This is a genomic window from Streptomyces sp. CLV115, assembly GCF_038448545.1.
GTDB lineage: Bacteria > Actinomycetota > Actinomycetes > Streptomycetales > Streptomycetaceae > Streptomyces > Streptomyces sanglieri.
Genome location: NZ_JBCEWQ010000004.1, coordinates 44,534 through 66,169 on the forward strand (window position 1 = coordinate 44,534; position 21,636 = coordinate 66,169).

16 protein-coding genes and 1 pseudogene are annotated in these 21,636 nt (G+C 72.2%); 9 read left to right on the top strand and 8 right to left on the bottom strand.

Annotation, left to right across the window (positions count from 1 at the left end):
- Positions 1 to 16 precede the first annotated feature (16 nt).
- A complete protein-coding gene (locus tag AADR41_RS02420) occupies positions 17 to 913 on the top strand; it encodes an oxygenase MpaB family protein (RefSeq protein WP_342279696.1) in 897 nt (298 codons plus the stop codon).
- On the opposite strand, the gene AADR41_RS02425 is transcribed toward AADR41_RS02420, so the two are convergent.
- Entirely contained in the window at positions 876 to 1,925 is a 1,050-nt protein-coding gene (locus tag AADR41_RS02425) for a LacI family DNA-binding transcriptional regulator (protein WP_342279697.1), read from the bottom strand. The two genes, AADR41_RS02420 and AADR41_RS02425, sit on opposite strands and share 38 nt — an antisense overlap.
- 164 nt (positions 1,926 to 2,089) lie before the next feature.
- A complete protein-coding gene (locus tag AADR41_RS02430; protein WP_342279698.1) occupies positions 2,090 to 3,583 on the bottom strand; it encodes a M1 family metallopeptidase in 1,494 nt (497 codons plus the stop codon).
- A 212-nt stretch (positions 3,584 to 3,795) separates the two neighbouring features.
- Between AADR41_RS02430 and AADR41_RS02435 the strand changes: the two genes are divergently transcribed.
- A complete protein-coding gene (locus AADR41_RS02435; RefSeq protein WP_342279699.1) occupies positions 3,796 to 5,790 on the top strand; it encodes a Xaa-Pro dipeptidyl-peptidase in 1,995 nt (664 codons plus the stop codon).
- Positions 5,791 to 5,836: 46 nt separating this feature from the next.
- Here AADR41_RS02435 and AADR41_RS02440 read toward each other — a convergent pair whose 3' ends face one another.
- Entirely contained in the window at positions 5,837 to 7,393 is a 1,557-nt protein-coding gene (locus tag AADR41_RS02440) for an MFS transporter (protein WP_342279700.1), read from the bottom strand.
- Between the two features lie 87 nt (positions 7,394 to 7,480).
- Between AADR41_RS02440 and AADR41_RS02445 the strand changes: the two genes are divergently transcribed.
- From AADR41_RS02445 to AADR41_RS02455, 3 genes are all read left to right on the top strand, one after another.
- A complete protein-coding gene (locus AADR41_RS02445; RefSeq protein ID WP_342279701.1) occupies positions 7,481 to 7,912 on the top strand; it encodes a MarR family winged helix-turn-helix transcriptional regulator in 432 nt (143 codons plus the stop codon).
- A gap of 108 nt (positions 7,913 to 8,020) precedes the next feature.
- Positions 8,021 to 9,790, top strand: a complete 1,770-nt coding sequence (locus tag AADR41_RS02450) for a BCCT family transporter (protein ID WP_342279702.1) — start codon at positions 8,021 to 8,023, stop codon at positions 9,788 to 9,790.
- Between the two features lie 75 nt (positions 9,791 to 9,865).
- Positions 9,866 to 11,503, top strand: a complete 1,638-nt coding sequence (locus AADR41_RS02455; RefSeq protein WP_342279703.1) for an ABC-F family ATP-binding cassette domain-containing protein — start codon at positions 9,866 to 9,868, stop codon at positions 11,501 to 11,503.
- Positions 11,504 to 12,197: 694 nt separating this feature from the next.
- Here the strand turns inward: AADR41_RS02455 and AADR41_RS02460 are convergent.
- Positions 12,198 to 14,600: a Tex family protein gene (locus AADR41_RS02460; protein ID WP_342279704.1), complete on the bottom strand. Its 2,403-nt coding sequence runs from the start codon at positions 14,598 to 14,600 to the stop codon at positions 12,198 to 12,200.
- 170 nt (positions 14,601 to 14,770) lie between these two features.
- Entirely contained in the window at positions 14,771 to 15,634 is an 864-nt protein-coding gene (locus tag AADR41_RS02465; RefSeq protein ID WP_342279705.1) for an SCO6745 family protein, read from the bottom strand.
- Between the two features lie 134 nt (positions 15,635 to 15,768).
- Here AADR41_RS02465 and AADR41_RS02470 point away from each other — a divergent pair.
- Positions 15,769 to 16,745: pseudogene (locus AADR41_RS02470) on the top strand (GlxA family transcriptional regulator).
- Positions 16,746 to 16,804: 59 nt separating this feature from the next.
- Complete coding sequence (locus AADR41_RS02475) at positions 16,805 to 17,440, top strand: DJ-1/PfpI family protein (RefSeq protein WP_342279706.1); 636 nt, start codon at positions 16,805 to 16,807, stop codon at positions 17,438 to 17,440.
- Positions 17,441 to 17,451: 11 nt separating this feature from the next.
- Here AADR41_RS02475 and AADR41_RS02480 read toward each other — a convergent pair whose 3' ends face one another.
- Positions 17,452 to 18,210, bottom strand: a complete 759-nt coding sequence (locus tag AADR41_RS02480) for an enoyl-CoA hydratase/isomerase family protein (RefSeq protein ID WP_342279707.1) — start codon at positions 18,208 to 18,210, stop codon at positions 17,452 to 17,454.
- Between the two features lie 80 nt (positions 18,211 to 18,290).
- Between AADR41_RS02480 and AADR41_RS02485 the strand changes: the two genes are divergently transcribed.
- Positions 18,291 to 18,914, top strand: coding sequence for an HdeD family acid-resistance protein (locus tag AADR41_RS02485; protein ID WP_342279708.1), 624 nt, complete (start codon positions 18,291 to 18,293; stop codon positions 18,912 to 18,914).
- A gap of 136 nt (positions 18,915 to 19,050) precedes the next feature.
- Positions 19,051 to 19,506: an ATP-binding protein gene (locus AADR41_RS02490; RefSeq protein WP_124720645.1), complete on the top strand. Its 456-nt coding sequence runs from the start codon at positions 19,051 to 19,053 to the stop codon at positions 19,504 to 19,506.
- A 40-nt stretch (positions 19,507 to 19,546) separates the two neighbouring features.
- Here AADR41_RS02490 and idi read toward each other — a convergent pair whose 3' ends face one another.
- Positions 19,547 to 20,140 carry an isopentenyl-diphosphate Delta-isomerase gene (gene idi, locus AADR41_RS02495; protein ID WP_342279709.1) on the bottom strand — a complete coding sequence of 198 codons (594 nt, stop codon included), beginning with the start codon at positions 20,138 to 20,140 and terminating at the stop codon, positions 19,547 to 19,549.
- Between the two features lie 147 nt (positions 20,141 to 20,287).
- Entirely contained in the window at positions 20,288 to 21,556 is a 1,269-nt protein-coding gene (locus AADR41_RS02500) for a bifunctional class I SAM-dependent methyltransferase/N-acetyltransferase (protein WP_342279710.1), read from the bottom strand.
- Positions 21,557 to 21,636 lie beyond the last annotated feature (80 nt).

Below are 21,636 nucleotides of genomic sequence, written 5' to 3' on the forward strand. Positions count from 1 at the left end.
AACGCCGGGAGCACAGATGAGCAGCGAACCCGCCAGGGGCTTCGACCCCGCACCGCCCCCGCCCGGCGGTGTGCTCTGGAGCCTCTCCGGCGACATCCGGGCCCTGCTGATGCTGCCCGCAGCGCTCACCCTCCAGGTGGCACACCCGGCGGTCGGCGCCGGGGTCGACGAACACTCCGTCTTCCGCACGGACCCCTGGGGGCGCGGCGAGAGGTCCCTGCGCTCGCTCCAGCTCTGGGTCTACGGGGGCGGGGCGGCGGCCGAGGAGGGGCGCAGGCTGCGCGCCCTGCACCGCACCATCCAGGGCACCGACACCCGGGGGCGCCGCTACCACGCACTGTCGCCCGCCAACTACGCATGGGTGCACGCCACGGGCTTCCCGGTCTACCAGCACGCCGCCCGCTATCTCGTCCGGCCGCTCACCCCGGCACAGGAGCGCGCCCTGTACCGGGAGTGGCTCCAGGTCGGCAGGATCCTCGGCATCCGCGACCGGGACATGCCCCAGACGATCGAGGAGTTCTGGCCGTACTACCGGAAGGTGCTCGCCGACGAGATCGAGGCGACCGCGGTCGTCGAGGACCTGGTCGCCGTCGACCGCCCCGTCCCGCCGCCGGACCGCGGGCCCCTCCTGCTCAGGCTGCTGCTGAAGGCGCTGTGGCCGGTGCTCTTCCCTCCGCTGGCCCGGTTCCGGCGCTTCGTCACCATCGGGCTGATGCCGCCGGACGCACGCGAGGCCATCGGGCTGGAGTGGACGGACCGGCAGGAGCGCAGACTGCGGCGCTTCAGCTGGGTGGTGCGGCGCGTGGTGCCGGTGCTCCCCGAGCGGCTGCGCTATCTCCCGTACGCGCGCAGGGCGCGGGCGGCCCGGCGGGGGATCACGCGGAGGCCCGGCGCACCAGCTCGGTCGGTGTGATCACCGAATCCTGCTCGCCGCCCCCGGCCTCGCCGTCGAGCCGGCTCATCAGCATCCGCACCATCAACCGACCCATGCCCTCCACATCCTGACGGACCGTCGTCAGCGGCGGATCGGTGGCCTCGGCTATCGACACCATGTCGTCGAAGCCGACCAGGGCCACCTCGTCCGGCACGCCGCGGCCGCGCTCGCGCAGCACCCGCAGGGCGCCCGAGGCCATCAGGTCGTTGGCGGCGAAGACCGCGTCCGGACCAGGGTGGCGATCGAGGAGTTCCGCCATCGCCCGCGCGCCGCCCTCGACGGTGAAGTCGCCCTGCACGAGCAGCGCCGGATCGTGGTCGGGCAGCACGTCGCGGTAGCCGTCCACCCGGTCCAGGGCCGAGGTCTGGTCGGGCGGTCCGGCGATGTGCGCGATCCGCCGCCGCCCCAGGGCGACGAGATGGCGTACGGCCGCGGCCGCGCCGCCGCGGTTGTCGCAGTCGACGTACGGGACGGCCAGTTCGGACGCGGCGCCCGGCAGACCCGGACGGCCGCCGTACACGGTGGGCACCCGGAACCTGCGGATGATCGCGGGGAGTTCGTCGTCGGTGTGCAGCGAGAAGGCCAGCACACCGTCCACATGGCCACCGGCCAGATAGCGGGCGACCCGGTCGAAGTCCCCGCTGCCCTCCACCAGGAGCAGGACCAACTGGGAGTCGTGCAGGGTGAGTTCGCGGCTGATGCCACGGATCTGCTGGGAGAAGAACGGGTCCGAGAAGATCCGGAACTCCGGCTCGTCGATGATCACGGCGACCGCGCCGTTGCGCCGGGTGACCAGGGTCCGGGCCGCGTGGTTCGGTACGTAGCCGAGCTCCTCGACCGCCTTGCGCACCCGGTCCGCCAGCGGTTTGCGCACCCCGGCCCCGCCGTTCACCACCCGGGATACCGTCGCCCGGGAGACCCTGGAGCGGGCCGCCACCGCCTCCAGGGTGGGGCGGGCATCGGCGGCGGGGCCGTGGGACGGACCGGGCAAGGGACGCTCCTCGTACACGCGGAATCGGGCCGGAAACGGCCGGGGCCGGCCGGACAGCACCGACGCCATCAGCCTAACCGGCGACGCCGGCCCACCGCCGGGGGCACCGTCGTCCCATGTGGAGGAGGAGGGACGACGGTGTCCGGACCCGGTCCGCGTTCCGGTCAGCGGTGGTCGTGCACCGAGTTCGTTGCCGCGATCTTCTTCCAGGAGGCGGGACGGGCCGGCTGCCCGGCGGCGTGCAGCGCGTGCGGGCCGGCCGCCGCCGGGGCTCCGGGCCGCTCCGCGCGGAACAGCCAGGCGTCGAAGAGAGCGGCGAGCGGCTTGCCCGAGACCCGCTCCGCGTACGTCACGAAGTCGCTCACGCTCGCGTTGCCGTACGCGTGCTCGGCCGGCCAGCCCTTGAGCAGTGCGAAGAACGTCTCGTCGCCCAGCTCGTCGCGCAGCGCCTGGAGCGCCATCGCGCCCCGGTCGTAGACGGCCGCGTCGAACTGGTTGTCGGGGCCCGGGTCGCCCGGCTTCACCTCCCAGAAGGGGTCGCCGGCCGGGTGCAGGGCGTAGGTGTAGTCCGCCAGTTCCTGCGCGGTTCCCTCGCCCTCCTTCTCCGACCACAGCCACTGGCTGTAGCGGGCGAAGCCCTCGTTGATCCAGATGTCCTTCCAGCCCTTGAGGGACACGCTGTCGCCGTACCACTGGTGTGCCAGTTCATGGACGACGACCGAGACGTTGGAGCCGCTCGCGAACTGCTTGGGGCTGTAGAACGGCCTGGTCTGGGTCTCCAGGGCGAAGCCGCTGGTCACATTGGGGGAGTAGCCGCCGAGTGCGTCGAAGGGGTACGGCCCGAAGACGCCGGTCAGCCACTCGGCGACCTCGGCGGTCCGCTCGATGCTGGCGCGGGCCGCACCGGCGTTGGCACCCAGGTCCTTGCTGTAGGCGTTGACGACCGGCAGCCCGTCCGACGTGGTGTCCGTGGTGATGTCGAACTTCCCGACGGCCAGCGTCGTCAGATAGGTCGCCTGCGGCTGGGCGGAGCGCCAGTTGAAGCGGGTCCAGCCGAGCTTCGAACTCTGCGACTGGAGCGTGCCGTTGCTGATCGCCTGGGTGCCGTCGGGGACGGAGACCGAGATGTCGTACGTCGCCTTGTCCAGCGGGTGGTCGTTGCTCGGGTACCACCAGGCGGCCGACTCCGGCTCCTGGGCGGCCACCGCGCCGTCCGGGGTGCGGACCCAGGACGTCCAGCCGTTGATCTTCACCTCGGAGGGCTTCCCGGCGTACCGCACGACCACCGTGACGGATCTGCCCTTCGCCAGCGGGGCCGCCGGGGTGATCTCCAGCTCCTGCTCGCCGTTCTTCACATGGCCGGCCTTCTTGCCGTCGACCCGCACCTCGGAGACGTCCAGGCCGAAGTCCAGGTTGAATCGGGTGAGTTCCTGGGTGGTCGTGGCGAGGATGGTCGCCGTGCCCTCCAGCAGATCGGTCGAGGGCCGGTACTTCAGCCGCAGGTCGTAGTGGGACACGTCGTAGCCGCCGTTGCCACTGGCCGGGTAGTAGGGGTCGCCGATGCCCGGGGCGCCCACGGTGCCCTCGGCGGCCGAGGCCGGGATCGCCAGCAGCAGCGAGGCCGCGATTGCGCTCGGGACGATGAATCTGCGGTGCACGGAATGCTCCAAGTCGTCGGGGCGAATCATCTTTCGAACCGTCACGCCGACACTATTCAGCGGCTGCCGCAACAGTCGTGTCCATGGCCACAGCTGTCACACGATCGCCATTCGGCCGCCACGCCGGCCCGTCGGATTTGCGCCATGATCATGCAATTCATCTCGCTGATCGCCCTCTGTCGCGGGGAGTTGCCCCGGGGTACCTTCCGCCCATGCCGATTCGTGCGCGAGGCCCCCGTTCGAGTTACCGATCGCTGGTGGTGGCGGCCGTCGCCGCCCTGACGGCCGTCCTGCTCTCCCCGGCCGGCGCCCAGGGCGCGAGCCCGGGGAAGGCCCGGCCACCGGAGAGCAGGCCGGTCTACTCGTACGGGGACGCCGTCCGCGAATCGGTCTGGGTCGACACCGGCCTGGACGGCGACGGGGACGGGCGGAGCGACCGCGTCGCCGCCGACATCGTCCGGCCGAGCGAACCCGCCCGGCAGGGCCGGAGGATCCCCGTGATCATGGACGCCAGCCCGTACTACTCCTGCTGCGGGCGCGGCAACGAGAGTCAGCTCAAGACCTACGGCGCCGACGGCCGGCCGGTGCAGTTCCCGCTCCACTACGACAACTACTTCGTGCCGCGCGGTTACGCCTTCGTCGCCGTCGATCTGGCCGGAACCAACCGGTCCGACGGCTGTGTGGACGTCGGGGGCCGCTCCGACGTCCAGTCCGCCAAGGCCGTCATCGACTGGCTCAACGGCCGCGCCCGCGGCTACACCACCCGCACCGGCTCCGCCCGCGCCTCGGCCGGCTGGTCCGACGGCCGCACCGGGATGATCGGCAAGAGCTACGACGGCACCGTCGCCAACGGCGTCGCGGCGACCGGCGTCGAGGGGCTGCGGACCATCGTGCCGATCGGCGCCATCTCGTCCTGGTACGACTACTACTTCGCGCAGGGCGCGCCCCTCTACGGCAGCGGTCCCGAATGGCTCTCCGGCTACGTGGAGAGCCCCGAGGCGCAGGACCGCTGCGCCGCGGTCCAGCAACGGCTCGTCGACGGCGCCCCGCGCACCGGTGACTGGACGGGGCTCTGGGCCGGGCGCGACTACGTGAAGGACGCCCGCAAGGTTCGCGCCAGTGTCTTCGCCGTACACGGCATGCAGGACCTCAACGTCCGGACCAAGCACCTCGGCCAGTGGTGGGACGCGCTCGCGGACCGGGGCGTGGAGCGCAAGATCTGGCTCTCCCAGACCGGGCACGTCGACCCGTTCGACTACCGGCGCGCCGAATGGGTCGGCACACTGCACCGCTGGTTCGACCACTACCTGCTCGGCTACGACAACGGCATCGACCGTGAGCCGATGGCCGACATCGAACGCCACCCCGGCCAGTGGTCCACCGACCGGGTCTGGCCGCCCCGCAGCACCCGCACCACCACCGTGCGCCCCGGCACCGGGAACGCGCCGGGCGTCGGCACTCTGGCCCTGAGGCCCGCCCGCCCCGGCGCCACCGAGACGTTCACCGACGATCCGGCGCAGAGCGAGACGGACTGGGCTGCGGACCTGGACCGGACCACCGGCGCCAAGGCCGGCTTCCGCACCGCACCGCTCACCACCGACCTGCGGCTCTCCGGCTCCTCCCGGGTCACCGTCACCGCCACCCCGACCACGACGACCGCCCATCTCTCGGCGGTCCTGGTCGACATCGGCCCCGACACCATCCGTGACTACGGCGCGTCCGGCGAGGGCATCACCACCCTCACCGAGCGCAGTTGTTGGGGCGCGAGCACCACGGGGGACAGCTCCTGCTACAAGGAGACCAGGGCCGACACCACCACCGTCGACCGGACCGTGGTCAGCCGCGGCTGGGCCGACCTGGGCACCTACGCCGACGCGCACAAGGGCCGCCCCCTCGTGCCCGGCAGGGCCGTCACCCTCACCGTCGACCTGGCCGCCACCGATCATGTCGTCCCCGCGGGCCACCGCCTCGCCCTGATCGTCGCCGGTACCGACCGCGACCTCATCGACCCGCCGGACTCCACCCCCACCCTCACCCTCGACCTGGCCCGCACCTTCGCGAAGCTGCCGTTCGCCGGCGGCACCGGAGCCTTCGTCCGCGCCACCACGGGCTCCGCGGCCGTGCCGGACAGCCCCAGGACCGCCGGCGTGCGGGGCGTCACACCGCCGCGCCCCGCCGCCCGCGTCCCGGGCGGCGGTGGCGCGTAACGCCCCGTCCGGCCGCGAAGGCCCCTCCGGGGAGGGGCCTTCGCGGTCAGCGGGCGGCCGGCTCCAGGGCGTCCCCCGGCGCCGGTCCGGTCGGCTCGCGCGCCGGTCGCAGGGCCGCGAACAGCAGGGCCGCCCCGATGAGCGCGATCACCATCGTGCACACAGCGGTGATGTGCATGGCGTGGACGAACGCGTCGTCGGCGGCGCGGGCCAGCGCGGGCCGGTGGGCCGCCGCGGCGGCATGCCGGGCCTGCTCGGCGGAGATCCGCGCCCGGTCCCGCACCGGGCCGGACTCACCGTGCAGCGAGGCCTCGACGGTGCGTCGGTACACGATCGACATGACCGTGCCGCCCACCGCGATCCCGAGCAGGCTGCCGGTCTGCCGCACGGTGTTGGTGACGGCCGATCCGGCGCCGGCCCGTTCCAGCGGCAGGGTGCTCATCAGCGCCGCCGTCACCGGGCCGATCACCATGCCGATCGAAAGGCCCTGGACCAGATACACGATCCCGTTGAGGACGAGCGGCGTGTGCAGCCCGAAGAGCGCGGAGGTGCCCATGGCCAGACCGGCCGTGGTGAGCGCCGTGACGGTGACCGGGCGCAGCGACCGGCGGCGGACCAGACGGACACCGAGCGGCGCCCCCGCGATCGTGCCGAGCACCGCCGGGGAGAACGCCAGGCCGGCCTCCAGCGGTGAGAACCCGCGTGCGCCCTGCAGGTAGAAGGCGCCGTAGAAACCGGCCGCCGTCATGGCGAAGAGCAGCATCCCGAGCGCCGCGTTGCCGCCGCCGAACACGCGCCGGGCCAGCAGCCGGGGATCGAAGCCGGGCTGCCGGGCCCGCAGTTCGACGAGCACGAAGGCGGTCAGCAGGATCAGGCCGGCGGTGATCGGTCCCCAGACATCCGCAGGGCCCCAGGAGGCCTCCTGCCCCGCACGGATCAGCCCGTAGGCCAGGGACGCGAGTCCGCAGACCGACAGCAGCAGCCCGGCGGGGTCCAGTGGTCGCGGAGCGGGGCTGCGGAAGTTCGGCACCAGCGTCACGATCCCGGCCAGCGCCACCACCGCGACCGGGATGTTGACGAGAAAGACCGAACCCCACCAGAAGTGGTCGAGGAGGACTCCGGCAAGCAGCGGGCCCGCCGCGATCCCGACCCCCGCGGATGCCGAGGAGAACCCGATCGCCGTTTCCCGCGCGGCGCCGCTGAAGGTCCACATGAGGACGGCCATGGCGGCGGGCATGATCAGCGAACTGCCCACACCCATCATGGCCCGGGCGCCGATCAGTTGGGCGGCGTCACCGGCGTACGCCGCCCATACCGAGGCACCCGCGAAGACCGCCATTCCCGTGGCGAGCACGTTCCGGTGGCCGAATCGGTCGCCCAGCGCGCCCGCGGTGAACATCAGGGTGGCGAAGACCAGGGTGTACGAACCGGTGGCCCATTGCAGTTGGGCGGGGTCGGCACCCAGTCCCCGGACCGGGTCGGCGAGGGTCTCGAAGGTCGTGGTGAGGATGGTGTTGTCCAGCCAGATCAGCAGGGAGGACAACAGGAGTACGGCGAGGGTCAGCCGCTGCCTGGATCCGGGCAGCGTCGTAGGTGTCGTCATGGGGACCTTCGATAGAATCGACAAGAACCTGACGATTGGATTGTGCGTAATCGTCAAGAACCTGTCAATCTCCGAGGAGGCTGTGCGTTGGATTCCCACCGGGACGCGGTCGGGTCCCTTACCTTCCTGGTCCGCAAGGTCTGGTTGAACATGCGGTCCGCGATCGGGGCCGAGCTCAAGGAGTTCGGACTGTCGACCTCCCAGTACGCCACGCTGATGATGGCCGAGGCGCAGCCGGGGATGTCGGTCGCGGACGTGGCCCGGGAGGTGGCGAGTTCCCGGCAGGCCGCCAACGAGATGCTCGGCGGTCTCGAACGGGAGGGGCTGATCGAACGGCTCCCGAACCCGGACGACCGGCGGAGTCACCGCATCCATGTCACCGAGTCCGGGCGGACGCTCCTGGCGCGGGCCCGCGTCGCCGTGGACCGTCGCGAGGCCGAACTGGAGGCGGCGTTCGCGCCGGAGCAGCGGGAAGCGGCCCGCGACTGGCTCGAAGGCGTGTCCGGCGCCTGCCGCTGAGCCTTCCGGCGGGCCGACCGGTACCGCTTGTTGGTCCCGGGGGGTGAGCGCAGCGTGTGGTACTGCCTACGGAGAGCGAAATCATTGCTTCCGTGAAAGGTGCCATCCGTGTCGCAGGACGAACAGAGAACGGGCGGCCGGGGTGAACTGCCGGTGACGGCGGACCTCCCCGGCGACCCGGCCCGGAACCGGCGCCCCACGACGGACCGGGTGGTGTTCGGCGTCACCGCCGTGCTCACCCTCGCCTTCGTGGTCTGGGGAGCCATCGCCACCGACTCGCTGGAGGGCATCTCCAGTTCCATGCTCAACGGGCTCATCCACAACGGTGGTTGGGCCTTCATGCTCGCCGCGTCCGGCTTCGTGGTCTTCGCCCTCTGGCTCGCCGTCAGCCGCTACGGCAAGATCGTCCTCGGCCAGGAGGGCGAGGAACCCGAATTCCGGACCGTGTCCTGGGTCGCCATGATGTTCAGCGCCGGCATGGGCATCGGCCTGATGTTCTACGGGGTCAGCGAGCCGCTCGCGCACTTCACCGACCCGCCGCCCGGCACCCACCCCGCCGACGCCTCCGAGGCGATGCAGACGGCGATGGCCACCACCCTCTTCCACTGGACGCTCCACCCCTGGGCCATCTACGCCGTGGTCGGTCTGGCCATCGCGTACAGCACCTTCCGGCGCCGCCGCAGGCAGACGATCAGCGCCGTCTTCGAGCCGCTCGTCGGAGCCCGGCACGCCCACGGCGGTCTCGGCCGGCTGATCGACATCCTCGCCATCTTCGCGACGCTCTTCGGCTCCGCCGCCTCCCTGGGACTCGGCGCCCTCCAGATCGGCAGCGGCTTCCACGAACTGCACTGGAAGGAGGAGACCGGCACCGGACTGCTGGTGCTGATCATCGCCGTGCTGACCGTGGCCTTCGTGGCCTCCGCGATCTCCGGGGTGGAGAAGGGCATCCAGTGGCTCTCCAACACCAACATGGTGCTCGCCCTGGTCCTCGCCGTCTTCGTCTTCGTCGCCGGCCCCACCATCATCGTGCTCGACCTGCTGCCCACCTCGATCGCCGCCTACTTCGGCAATCTGGCCCAGCTCGCCGGACGCACCGAGGCGACCGGCAAGGGCGACGTCGCCGAGTGGCTCGGCAACTGGACCGTCTTCTACTGGGCGTGGTGGATCTCCTGGACGCCGTTCGTCGGCATGTTCATCGCCCGGATCAGCCGCGGCCGGACGATCCGCCAGTTCATCGGCGGCGTCATCCTGGTGCCCAGCACCGTCAGCCTGGTGTGGTTCGCGATCTTCGGCGGTACGGCGATCAACCTCCAGGAGGCGGGCAGGCTCGGCAAAGCCGTCACCCAGGAGGCACAGCTCTTCGGCGTGCTCCAGCAGTTCCCGATCGCCACCGTGACGAGCCTGCTGGTGATGATCCTGGTCGGCATCTTCTTCGTCTCGGGCGCCGACGCCGCCTCCATCGTGATGGGCACGCTCTCCCAGAAGGGCATCCTCGAACCCGCCAAGTGGGTCGTCGTCTTCTGGGGCGTGGTCACCGGAGCCGTGGCCGCGATCATGCTGCTCATCGGCAACGGCGAGGGCGACGCGCTCGCCGGACTCCAGAACCTCACGATCCTGGTCGCCGCGCCGTTCACCGTCGTGATGATCGGCATGTGCGTGGCGCTGATGCGGGACCTGCGCCAGGACCCGCTGATCGTCCGGCGCGAATTCGGTGTGGAAGCCGTCGAATCCGCGGTCATCGAAGGGCACGCGAAGTACGCCGGTGACTTCGAGATCCGGATCGGTCCGGGCGGCAGCCGGATCACCACCGGGCTCCACCAGGGTCACGGACCCCAGCGGGACCCCGCCGGCCCGGCCGACCCGCCGCGCGACGGCTGAGGAAGCCCGCCGCCCGGCCGGAGCACGACCGGCCGGGCGGCTCGGCCCCCGGCGCCGATTAGGATCGACACCCTGATGACTGCCACTCTCGTCGCCAAGAACCTCGCCGCCGGACACGGCGACCGCACACTCTTCGCCGGACTCGACCTCGTCGTCGCGCCCGGTGACGTGATCGGTCTCGTCGGAGTCAACGGCGCCGGAAAATCTTCCCTGCTCCGGCTGCTCGCCGGGCTCGACCGGCCGGAGGAGGGCGAGCTGCGGCTCTCCCCGCCCACCGCCACCGTCGGCCACCTCCCGCAGGAGCCGGAACGGCGGACCGGCGAGACGGTGCGGGAATTCCTGGCCCGCCGCACCGGCGTCGCCGAGGCCCAGGCCGCGATGGACGCCGCCACGCAGGGCCTCGTCGACGGGGCGCCGGGTGCGGACGACGCGTACTCCGAGACGCTGGAGCGCTGGCTGGCCCTCGGCGGCGCGGACCTGGACGAGCGGGCCGACGAGGTCGCCGCCGAGCTGGGGCTGACCGTCGGTCTCGACCTGCCGATGACCGCGCTCTCCGGCGGTCAGGCCGCCCGGGCGGGCCTGGCCTCCCTGCTGCTCTCCCGCTACGACGTCTTCCTGCTCGACGAGCCCACCAACGACCTCGACCTGGACGGCCTGGAGCGGCTGGAACGCTACGTCTCCGGGCTCCGCGCGGGCACCGTGGTCATCAGCCACGACCGCGAATTCCTGATGCGCACGGTCACCAAGGTCCTCGAACTGGACCTCGCCCAGCAGCAGATCAATCTCTACGGCGGTGGCTACGCGGCCTATCTGGAGGAGCGCGAGCGCGCCCGCAGGCACGCCCGGGAGGAGTTCGAGGAGTACGCCGACAAGCGCTCCGCCCTCGAAGGGCGCGCCCAGATGCAGCGCTCCTGGATGGACAAGGGCGTCAAGAACGCCCGCCGCAAGGCCACCGACTCCGACAAGCTCGGCCGCAAGTTCCGCAGCGAGTCGAGCGAGAAGCAGGCCGCGAAGGCCCGGCAGACCCAGCGCATGATCGAACGGCTCGATGTCGTCGAGGAACCGCGCAAGGAGTGGGAACTGCGGATGGAGATCGCCGCCGCGCCCCGCTCCGGTTCGGTCGTGGCCACCCTGCGCGAAGCGCAGGCCGTACGCGGGGACTTCGCCTTCGGCCCGGCGTCGTTGCAGATCGACTGGGCGGACCGGGTCGCCATCACCGGCGCCAACGGAGCGGGCAAGTCCACCCTGCTCGCCGCGCTGCTCGGCCGCCTGCCGCTGGACTCCGGCCATGCGACGCTCGGCTCGGGCGTGGTGGTCGGCGAGGTCGACCAGGCACGCAGGCTCTTCCACGGCTCGGAGTCGCTGCTGGAGGCGTTCTGCGCCGCCGTGCCCGACACCGAGCCGGCCGAAGTGCGCACCCTGCTCGCCAAGTTCGGCCTGCGCGCCGACCATGTGATGCGCCCCGCCACGACGCTCTCCCCGGGCGAACGCACCCGGGCGGCGCTCGCCCTGCTCCAGGGCCGGGGCGTCAACCTCCTGGTGCTCGACGAGCCCACGAACCACCTCGATCTGCCCGCGATCGAGCAGCTGGAGTCGGCGCTCGACTCGTACACCGGAACGCTGCTGCTGGTCACGCACGACCGGCGCATGCTGGAAGCGGTACGCACCACCCGGCGCGTCGAGGTGGCGGCGGGACGGGTCACGGAGCTCTGATCCCCCACCGGGCCGCCGTCACCGGCGGCCCGGTACCCGGCGACGCGCACCATCCATCACCTTCCTTCCTGGTATCCCAAAGGGGTTGCACCTCCCGATCCCGCACCCTTGCGGGGTATGGCATTTCCTGCAACGCACCCGAACCGCCCAGAGGTCGCGGAGTTTGGTATGCCAAGCGCTGGTGTCGGTCCGGCCAAGGGCCACCGCACGGCCGGAACGGCCCCGACAGCTCGCACTGCACGGCATCACCACCCGCATGCCCATCGCCTCGGAGGTCCACAGCGCCTGGGCCGAGCCGTACGACGAACTCGTCGACGTGGCACGGACGTCCGGGCGGATCGGCCTGCGGGGCTAACTGGGCCCCGCCTGCCGCTCCGGCGTCCATGTGACCCTGCCCGACGGCAGCCGGGGCGTCGAGTTCGACGCGGACCTCGGCCGCGACGGCGTCCAGGACGACCCCGTCCGCACCTTCCTGCTCAACGGCACCGCCCGGCAGGCCACCCACTCCGTCGTGGCGGGACGCCCGGTCATGACCGACGGCCGGATCTCCGGCACCGACCTGGCGAATCCGCGCCGGCGCGCCGAGAAGCGGGCGCCGGTCCGTGGTCCGGGGCGTACGCACCGGACTCGTGGAGGGAAGGCGAAGGGCGGGGAGGGGGCCGTCACGGGCTCGCCCCTCCCCGCCCCGGTACCGCTACCGCTTCCTGCCGCCCTGGTTCGGGTCCGTCAGCCCGGCCCGCCGCAATGCGTCCGCCATCGCGCTGTTCACCGGCGCGGGCGCCTGACGGGCGGAGCCGCCGCCCCGCCGGTCCTGGCCGCCCTGCCCCTGGCCCTGGCGCTGCCTCGGCGGCCGGCCGCCCTGGCCGCCGCCCTGACCGTCGCGCTCACGGCGCCGGCCGCCGCTCTGGGCGCCCGCGCCGGCCGCCGCCTCGTCGTCCAGCCGCAGTGTCAACGAGATCCGCTTCCGCGGCACATCGACGTCCATGACCTTGACCTTCACGATGTCGCCCGGCTTCACGACGTCCCTCGGGTCCTTCACGAACGTCCGCGACATCGCCGACACGTGCACCAGGCCGTCCTGGTGCACGCCGATGTCCACGAACGCGCCGAACGCCGCGACATTGGTGACCACACCCTCCAGCACCATGCCGGACGCCAGATCGCCGATCTTCTCGACGCCCTCCTTGAAGGTGGCCGTCTTGAACGCGGGCCGCGGGTCGCGTCCGGGCTTCTCCAGCTCCTTCAGGATGTCGGTGACCGTCGGCAGACCGAACTTCTCGTCCACGAAGTCGTCGGCCCGCAGCGACCGCAGCACACCGGTGTTGCCGACCAGCGACGCGACATCGCCGCCGGTCCGCTTCACCATCGACCGCACCACCGGATACGCCTCCGGGTGCACGCTCGACGCGTCCAGCGGATCGTCGCCCCGGATGCGCAGGAAGCCCGCGCACTGCTCGTACGCCTTCGGGCCCAGCCGCGCCACGTCCTTGAGCGCCTTGCGGGAGCGGAAGGGGCCGTTCGCGTCGCGGTGCGCGACGATGTTCTCGGCGAGCCCGGAGCCGATCCCGGAAACCCGCGAAAGCAGCGGTGCGGACGCGGTGTTGACGTCGACACCCACACCGTTCACACAGTCCTCGACGACCGCGTCCAGCGAGCGCGACAGCTTCACCTCGGACAGGTCGTGCTGGTACTGGCCGACCCCGATCGACTTCGGGTCGATCTTCACCAGCTCGGCGAGCGGATCCTGCAGCCGCCGCGCGATGGAGACGGCCCCGCGCAACGACACGTCCATGTCGGGGAGTTCCTGCGAGGCGAAGGCCGACGCCGAGTACACGGACGCACCGGCCTCGGAGACCATCACCTTGGTGAGCTTCAGCTCCGGGTGCTTGTCGATGAGTTCACCGGCGAGCTTGTCGGTCTCCCGGGACGCCGTGCCGTTGCCGATCGCGATCAGGTCGACGTCGTGGGCCTTGGCCAGCCGTTCCAGCGCGGCCAGCGACTGGTCCCACTTGTTCGCCGGGACGTGCGGGTGGATGACGTCCGTCGCGACGACCTTGCCGGTCGCGTCGACGACGGCGACCTTCACGCCGGTGCGGAAGCCGGGGTCCAGTCCCAGCGTGGCGCGCGTCCCGGCCGGTGCGGCGAGCAGCAGGTCGCGCAGGTTCGACGCGAAGACGCGTACCGCCTCGTCCTCGGCGGCAGTGCGCAGCCGCAGCCGCAGATCGATGCCCAGGTGCACCAGGATCCTGGTCCGCCAGGCCCAGCGCACGGTGTCGCCGAGCCACTTGTCGCCGGGGCGGCCGCGGTCGGCCACGCCGAAGCGCCGGGCGACCATGTTCTCGTACGTGGACGGCCCCGGGGCCTCGGAGGGTTCCTCCGGCTCCATGACCAGGTCGAGCACGTCCTCCTTCTCGCCCCGGAGCATCGCGAGCACCCGGTGCGAGGGCAGTGCGGTGAACGGCTCGGCGAAGTCGAAGTAGTCGGCGAACTTCGCGCCCGCCTCCTCCTTGCCGTCCCGCACCCTGGCGGCCAGCCGCCCGCGCGACCACATGCGCTCACGCAGCTCACCGATCAGATCGGCGTCCTCGGAGAACCGTTCGGTGAGGATGGCGCGGGCCCCCTCCAGCGCGGCCGCACCGTCCGCGACGCCCTTGCCGGCGTCCACGAAGGCGGCGGCCGCCGCGAGCGGCTCCACCGACGGGTCACCGAGCAGGCCGTCGGCAAGCGGTTCGAGCCCCGCCTCCCGGGCGATCTGCGCCTTCGTGCGCCGCTTGGGCTTGAACGGCAGATAGATGTCCTCCAGGCGCGCCTTGGTGTCGGCGGCCCGGATCTGCGCCTCCAGCGCCTCGTCCAGCTTGCCCTGCTCGCGCACCGATTCGAGGATCGCCGTCCGGCGGTCCTCCAGCTCCCGCAGATAGCGCAGCCGCTCCTCCAACGTGCGCAGCTGCGCGTCGTCGAGCATCTCGGTCGCTTCCTTGCGGTAGCGCGCGATGAACGGCACGGTCGACCCGCCGTCGAGCAGCTCGACGGCCGCCTTCACCTGCCGTTCGCGTACGCCGAGCTCCTCGGCGATCCTGCCTTCGATGGACGTCGTCACGGTTCTACCGACTCGCCTTCTCGTACTGGCTCTACTGGCTGTGCTTGCCGGGGCGGGGCCCCTTGGCCTGCATTGTGCCGGGTGGCCGGGCGCCCTCTCGCCCCGCCACCCCCCCCCCCCCCCCCCCCCCCCCCCCGGGGCCCCGCCCGCGGACCGGGCCGGCCCGCGGGTCAGTCCTTGCCCATCAGATCGGCCGGGAACGCGCCCGCCGACGCCGCCGTGAACAGGAACCCGCGCGCCAGCTCGGTCAGCCGCTCCACACCCTGCGCGCCCAGGTGCTCGTAGGGGGCCGCGTCCATCCGGTCCGTGGCCTCCTCCAGCTCCGCCCGGAGTGCGACGCCCGCCTCCGTCAACTCGCCCTCGGCGTCCAGGAGTCCGCGTCCGCGTAGCCGCTCGCGTGCCGCGTCCCAGTCGTCGCGGTGCCAGCCGCGGGTGGTGAGCACCCAGCGCGAGGACATCCCCTTGCCGGTCGCCGTGTGGCTGACCAGTGCCTCCAGCGGGTCGAGCCCGGCGGTCAGGAGCGCGGCGAGATGGCCGTCGCCTCGGTGCTCCCGCAGCAGCGTGCCGGCGTGCCAGTACGCCAGATGCGGCTCCTCGGGCACCGGGAGATCGGCATGGGCGGCGTAGAGCGGCCGGGCGTGTCGGGTGCATCCCTCGGCGGCGCGCAGCGCCAGACCGGCCGCCTCGGCCAGCTCCGGGGAGGCGATGACCTCCTCGCCCAGCAGCCGCCGCAGGGTGGTGTCGGCGACGCGCAGCCGGGCGTCCAGCACCGCCTGCGGTGCGGCGACGGACCACACGGCGGGCAGATGCCGGGCGACGAGGTCGTGGTTGAAGTTGTAGAACGCCGCCGTGACGGTGCCCGGACCGACGGCGCCCATCGCCGCGGAACGCGCGGCGAAGTAGACGGCGCTCGGGTCGTCGATGCCGAGCTCCCCGAGCTCCTTGCCGAGGTCGGGGGAGAAGTAGACCGTCGAGTGCAGCGGGTTGATGGCGTTGTGGCAGCGGCGTCCGGCGCGCGGCGGCAGAGTACTCATACGAGCACATTACCGACTGGTCGGTACGCCCGGTAACCCCGGAGCGGCACCGAAATCGCAAGGCTGGCGCGATGGCAGAAAAGGTGGGCTCCTCGTCATTGCGGCCACGTTCCGGGCCGACCAGGATCGTGGCCATGACGCAGCGATCCGTACTCGTCGTCCTCTACGACGGCGTCCAGAGCCTCGATGTCACCGGGCCGGTGGAGGTCTTCGCCGGGGCCTCCCGCTTCCCCGGGGCCGGGTACCGACTGCGCACCGCCTCGCTCGACGGCGCCCCGGTCCGCACCTGCAGCGGCCTCGTCCTCGTCCCGGACAGCAGCCTCGCCGACGCCGAACCGCCCCACACCCTCCTCGTCCCCGGCGGCGAGGGCACCCGCGACCCCGACCCGGCACTCGTCGACTGGCTGCGGGAACACGCCCCGCACCCCGAGCGGCTCGTCTCCGTCTGCACCGGCGCAATGCTGCTCGCCGAGGCCGGACTGCTGGACGGACACCGGGTGACCACGCACTGGACGGTCTGCGAGCACCTCGCCCGCGACCACCCGGCCGTCGAGGTCGACCCGGACCCGATCTTCGTGCGCGACGGCAGACTGGCCACCTCCGCCGGCGTCACCGCCGGAATCGACCTGGCCCTCGCGCTCGTGGAGGAGGACCACGGCAGGGACATCGCGCTCACCGTCGCCCGGCACCTCGTGGTCTTTCTGCGCAGACCCGGCAACCAGGCCCAGTTCAGCGCCCAGCTCGTCGCCCAGACCGCCCGGCGCGAACCGCTGCGCGAGGTCCAGCACTGGATCACCGAGAACCCCGGCGAGGACCTCGGCGTCGAGGCGCTCGCCGCCCGTGCCCGCCTCTCCCCCGGCATTTCGCCCGCGCCTTCCGGGCCGAGACGGGCCTCACACCCGGCCGTTACGTCGACCGCGTACGCCTGGAACAGGCCCGCAGGCTGCTGGAGGACACCACCGACGGCGTCGCCGGCATCTCACGCGCCTGCGGCTACGGCACCCCGGAGGCCATGCGCCGCGCGTTCGTCAAGGCGCTGGGCACCGCCCCCGCCGAATACCGCCGGCGCTTCCGCACCCACCCCGCCACCGATCGACGCGCCACGACGTGACCGCTGCCGCTCGACCGACCGGCCCGACCGCCGGACCGCACGACCACGAAAGGGAACCCATGCAGATCGCCATCGTCCTCTTCGACCGCTTCACCGCGCTCGACGCGGTGGGCCCGCACGAAATGCTCGCCCGCACCCCCGGCGCCGAGACCGTGTTCGTCGCCGAGCGGACCGGCCCCGTACGCAACGACACCGGCAGCCTCACGCTCGTCGCCGACCGGACCTTCGCCGACGTACCGGCACCGGACGTGGTGGTCGTGCCCGGAGGCCCCGGCCAGCGCGACCAGATGGAGAACGAGGCGCTGCTCGGCTGGCTGCGCGCCGCCGACGCCACCAGCACCTGGACCACCTCCGTCTGCACCGGCTCGCTGCTGCTCGCGGCGGCCGGACTGCTGAGCGGACGGCGGGCCACCTCGCACTGGCTCATGCTGGACGTGCTGACGGGGTTCGGTGCCGAGGCGACCGGTGAGCGCGTCGTCATCGACGGCAAGTACGTCACCGCGGCCGGCGTCTCCTCCGGCATCGACATGGGGCTCACCCTGGCCGGCCGGATCTCGGGCGACGAGCACGCCCGGGCCGTACAGCTGCTGACCGAGTACGACCCGCAGCCGCCGTACGACGCGGGATCGCCGGAGAAGGCCCCGTCGGCCATGGTCGAGAGGTTCCGTGCCCAGCGCCACTACCTCCTCCAGTAGGGCGCGGGCGGTCAGGGCCCGGTGGTCCAGGTGAAATCCGGTGTGCGCCGCTCCAGGAAGGCGGCGACCCCCTCGGCGGTGTCGCCGCTGCGGCGCGCCTGCCGGGCCCAGTGCTCGTCCCGGTCCTCGCGGCCGTCGGCGAACTCCTTCGCCGCCGCCTGCGTCAGCTGCGAGCGGGCCGTCAGGGTCCGCGCGTACGCCTCGACCCGCTTGTCCAGCTCGCCGGCCGGCAGCACCTCGTCGACCAGACCGGTGCGCAGCGCCCGCTCGGTGTCGATCAGCTCACCGGAGAACAGCAGATGCTTCGCCGTGGCCGGGCCGGTCAGCGCCACCAGACGCCGCGTCGACGACGCGGCGTACACGATGCCGAGCTTGGCCGGGGTGACCCCGAAGGACGCGCCCTCCTCCGCGAACCGCAGGTCGCAGGCGGCCGCCAGCTGGCTGCCACCGCCCACGCAGTACCCCCGGATCGCCGCGAGCGTCGGCCGGGGGAACGCGGCCAGCGCCTCCTCGGCCGCCACCGCGAGCGCCTGCGGATCACCCTGCGGATCGCGCAGCGAGGAGATGTCCGCGCCTGCGCAGAAGGTGTCCCCGGCGCCGGTCAGCACCAGCACCCGGACCCCGGGGTCGGCCGCCAGCCGCTCCAGCAGCCCGGGCAGCGCGCCCCACATCGCGGCCGTCATCGCGTTGCGCTTGGCGGGATTGCTGATCACGACGGTGGCGACGCCGTCCGCGACGGCGTGCTCCAGCCCGGGTTCCGTACGGTCCATGTGCCGGATGCTATCCGTACGGTTCGAACCTATGATCAAGAAGGGGTCCGGGACCAGGTACGCACCGTGAGGAGCCTCCCGTGGCAGATCCCGCAACCGAGGGCAGGAGACTGAGCCGCAGCTTCGGCTGGCTCGCCCTGCTCGGCACCCTGCTCGTCGTGGCCGGCCTGGTCGGTCTCGTCTACACCGGCGTCGCGACGCTGACCTCGATGATCCTGTTCGGCTGGCTGCTGCTGCTCGGCGGCATCGTCGGGCTGCTGCACGCCATCGACTCCCGCGGCAGCGACTACTTCTGGCTGGGTGTCGTGGTGGCCGCGCTGAACATCGCCGCCGGGATCGTCGTCATCCGCCACCCGCACGGCACCGCCGAGGCGCTGACCATGTTCGCCGCGCTGCTCTTCCTGACCGGCGGGGTGTTCCGCCTGGTGGGCAGCGTCGTGGTGCGCGGCCCGCAGTTCGGCTGGACGCTGCTGCAAGGAGCCTTCGGCCTGCTGCTGGGGCTGCTGGTGCTCTTCGACTGGCCGCACAGCAGCCTCTACGTACTGGGGCTCTTCTTCTCGCTGGCGCTGCTCTTCGACGGGCTCGGCCTGATCGCCATGGGTGTGGGCGGCCGTCGCATCGTCTCCATGGTTTCGGAACAGAGGGTGACCGACGAGCTGACCGCCCAACCCCGGGGAAATGAGCAGAAACGGTCCGAAGGCTGATTCATTGGCGCCCTGTCCGGTCAAAAGCCGCCGATAGAAGTCGACTTGTGCTCAGTGGCACGGCCCGGTCCGACTACGCCCCGCACTCTGTACTTCGACGTGCAGTCACCACCGAGTGGAGAGCGGGTACCGGACTATGGAGAGCCGCGGGAGTGTCCCTGCCCGGCCCGTCCCGTACGAGGGAGTCTGGCGGTTCACCGCTCCGGCCGTGGACGTGTCCGTACCGCAGGCCCGGCACGCGGTGCGCGATCTGCTGAAGCGCCAGGGCGTGCCGCTGGACGACGACGTCGCCGAGGGGCTGTTGCTCATCGTCTCCGAACTGGTCACCAACGCGGTGAAGCACGCCGCGCTGCTCTCGCCGGAGCTCGCCGTCGAGGTGGCCGTCGGCGAGGAGTGGATCAGGGTGTCCGTCGAGGACAACCACCCCTACCGGCCGACGGCCCTGGAGACGGACTACGCGCAGACCGGCGGACGCGGTCTGCTGCTGGTCCGGGAGATCACCCGGGAAGCGGGCGGGGCCTGCGATGTGGAGCACACCGCAGGCGGCGGAAAGATCATCTGGGCGGCGCTGCCGCTGAATCCCCGGCCCTGAGCGCCCGTACCCGACGGCGCACCCGGACGCCGTCCGTCCGTCACCAGCCGGCGGACGGCCCGGTCAGCTCCCGGATCGCCGGACGCGCGGCGTCCAGCACCGTCATGAACCAGGCCGAGAACGGCGAGCGGGCGTGCCGCTCGGCGAGCTCCCCGGCCGTCACGAACGCGGTCTCGCCGACCTCCTCCGGGTCCGGGTCCAGCCGGTCCTGCACCATGCCCACGAAGAGGTGGTTGAACTCCTGCTCCACCAGACCCGAGGCCGGGTCCGGGTGGTTGTAGCGGACCGTGCCCGCCTCGGCCAGCAGGGAGGGCGAGACGCCGAGCTCCTCGTACGTACGCCGGGCGGCGGCGGCGAAGGGGGCCTCGCCGGGGTAGGGGTGGCCGCAGCAGGTGTTCGACCAGACACCGGGGGAGTGGTACTTGCCGAGTGCGCGGCGCTGGAGCAGCAGCCTGCCCTGCTCGTCGAAGAGGAACACGGAGAAGGCGCGGTGCAGCTGACCGGGCGGCTGATGGGCGGCGAGCTTCTCCGCCGTACCGATGGTGGTGCCGTCCTCGTCGACCAGTTCGAGCATGATCGCTTCTGCTGTGCCGTTCGACGAGCTGTGCGCCGCGGTGGCTGGTGTGGTCGGCATACCCATCCTTCGCTATGGTCCCGGCCCGGTGCGCCGGTCCCGTCGATTCCGGTCAAGTCTGCCGTACAAAAGCCGCTTGTCCGCACCTCGGGGTCTGGCATGTCCGGTCCCGCCGCACCGCGGGGCGCGACGGGACCGGACGGTGCGTCAGACGCCGAAGGCGGCCGGGTAGTGGATCGTGCCCCGCGGCACCGGCGCGGACCCGTCCAGCACCAGGGCCATCATCGCCTCGTCCGGTACGTCGAAGCCCGGCCGGATCCCGTACCGCGACGCCGGCACGAAACCGAACCTCGGGTAGTAATCGGGATGACCGAGCACCAGGACGAGTGATTCGCCGCGCAGCCTTGCCGCGTCGAGCACCGCACGCACCACGGCCTGTCCCGCGCCCCGGCGCTGGTGCTCCGGGACCGTGGCCACCGGCGCCAGCGCGAGCGCCGGCGCGTCCCCGACCCGGCACCGGGTCAGCAGGGCGTACGCCGCGATGTCCCCGTCCGGGCCGTCCGTCGCCACCCGGCCGAGGCCGGGCAGCCAGGCCGCCGGATCGGCCCGCAGCGCATCGACGAGATCGGCCTCGTCCGGAGTCGGGAAAGCCGCGGCGTTGACCGCGTGGACGGCCGCCGCGTCCGCCGCCGTCTCCGGCCGGGCCGGCCAGCGGGGATCGACGGGGCGCAGCACGTAGCCGGCGTAGCCGTACTCCGTGCCGTGGTCGCGTCGCACGGCCAGCTCCTCGCGGGTCGCCGCGAGCGCCCACTTCATGCCGGGAGCGGACGCATCGGCGCTCTCCACGCGTCCGGCGAGCGGGACGTAGTACTCGTCCCAGTCGCCGTCGGGCTGCACCAGCACCCCGAGGACGTGGTATCCGGCCGCGACGGCCGCCGCGGTGTTGCCCGCCACGGGGCGCATCGACGTCTGCTGCTCCCAGAAGGCGCGCGCCCCGGCCGTCGGCGCGTCCGTGGTCCAGACGCAGTCGGTGACGACGAGGGAGCCGCCCGGGGCGAGCAGCCGCTTCCAGTCACGCAGCGCGGTGTCGAAACCGATGTTGTACGCGGAGCCCTCGGCCCAGACGAGGTCGAAGGACCCGTCGGGGAAGTCGGGGCCGGACAGGTCCGCCATGTCGGCCCGGACCGTACGGATGCGGTCGCCGAGCCCGCGGGCCCCGGCGGCCTCGCGCAGTTCGTCGAGGAACGGCCGGTGGAGGTCGACGGCGGTCACCTCGGCACCCGCCTCCGCGGCGAGGAGCAGCGCGGCGCGGCCGGGCCCGCAGCCCAGATCCAGGACGCGCGGACGGCGCGGCAACGGGCCGGTGAGCTCCAGCAGCCGCCGGGTGGTGGCGTCGGAGCCGGGGCTCTGCCGGGGCAGGCCGTGGTGCAGGGAGAAGAACGCCGCGGTACGGACGGCGTGATCGTTGTCGGTCAACGTGGGAACCCTTGCTGGCGAGGGCTCCGGCCAACGGGTCGACCCGGTGGGAGTCGAGGCGCTAGCCGAGAACCCGGGAG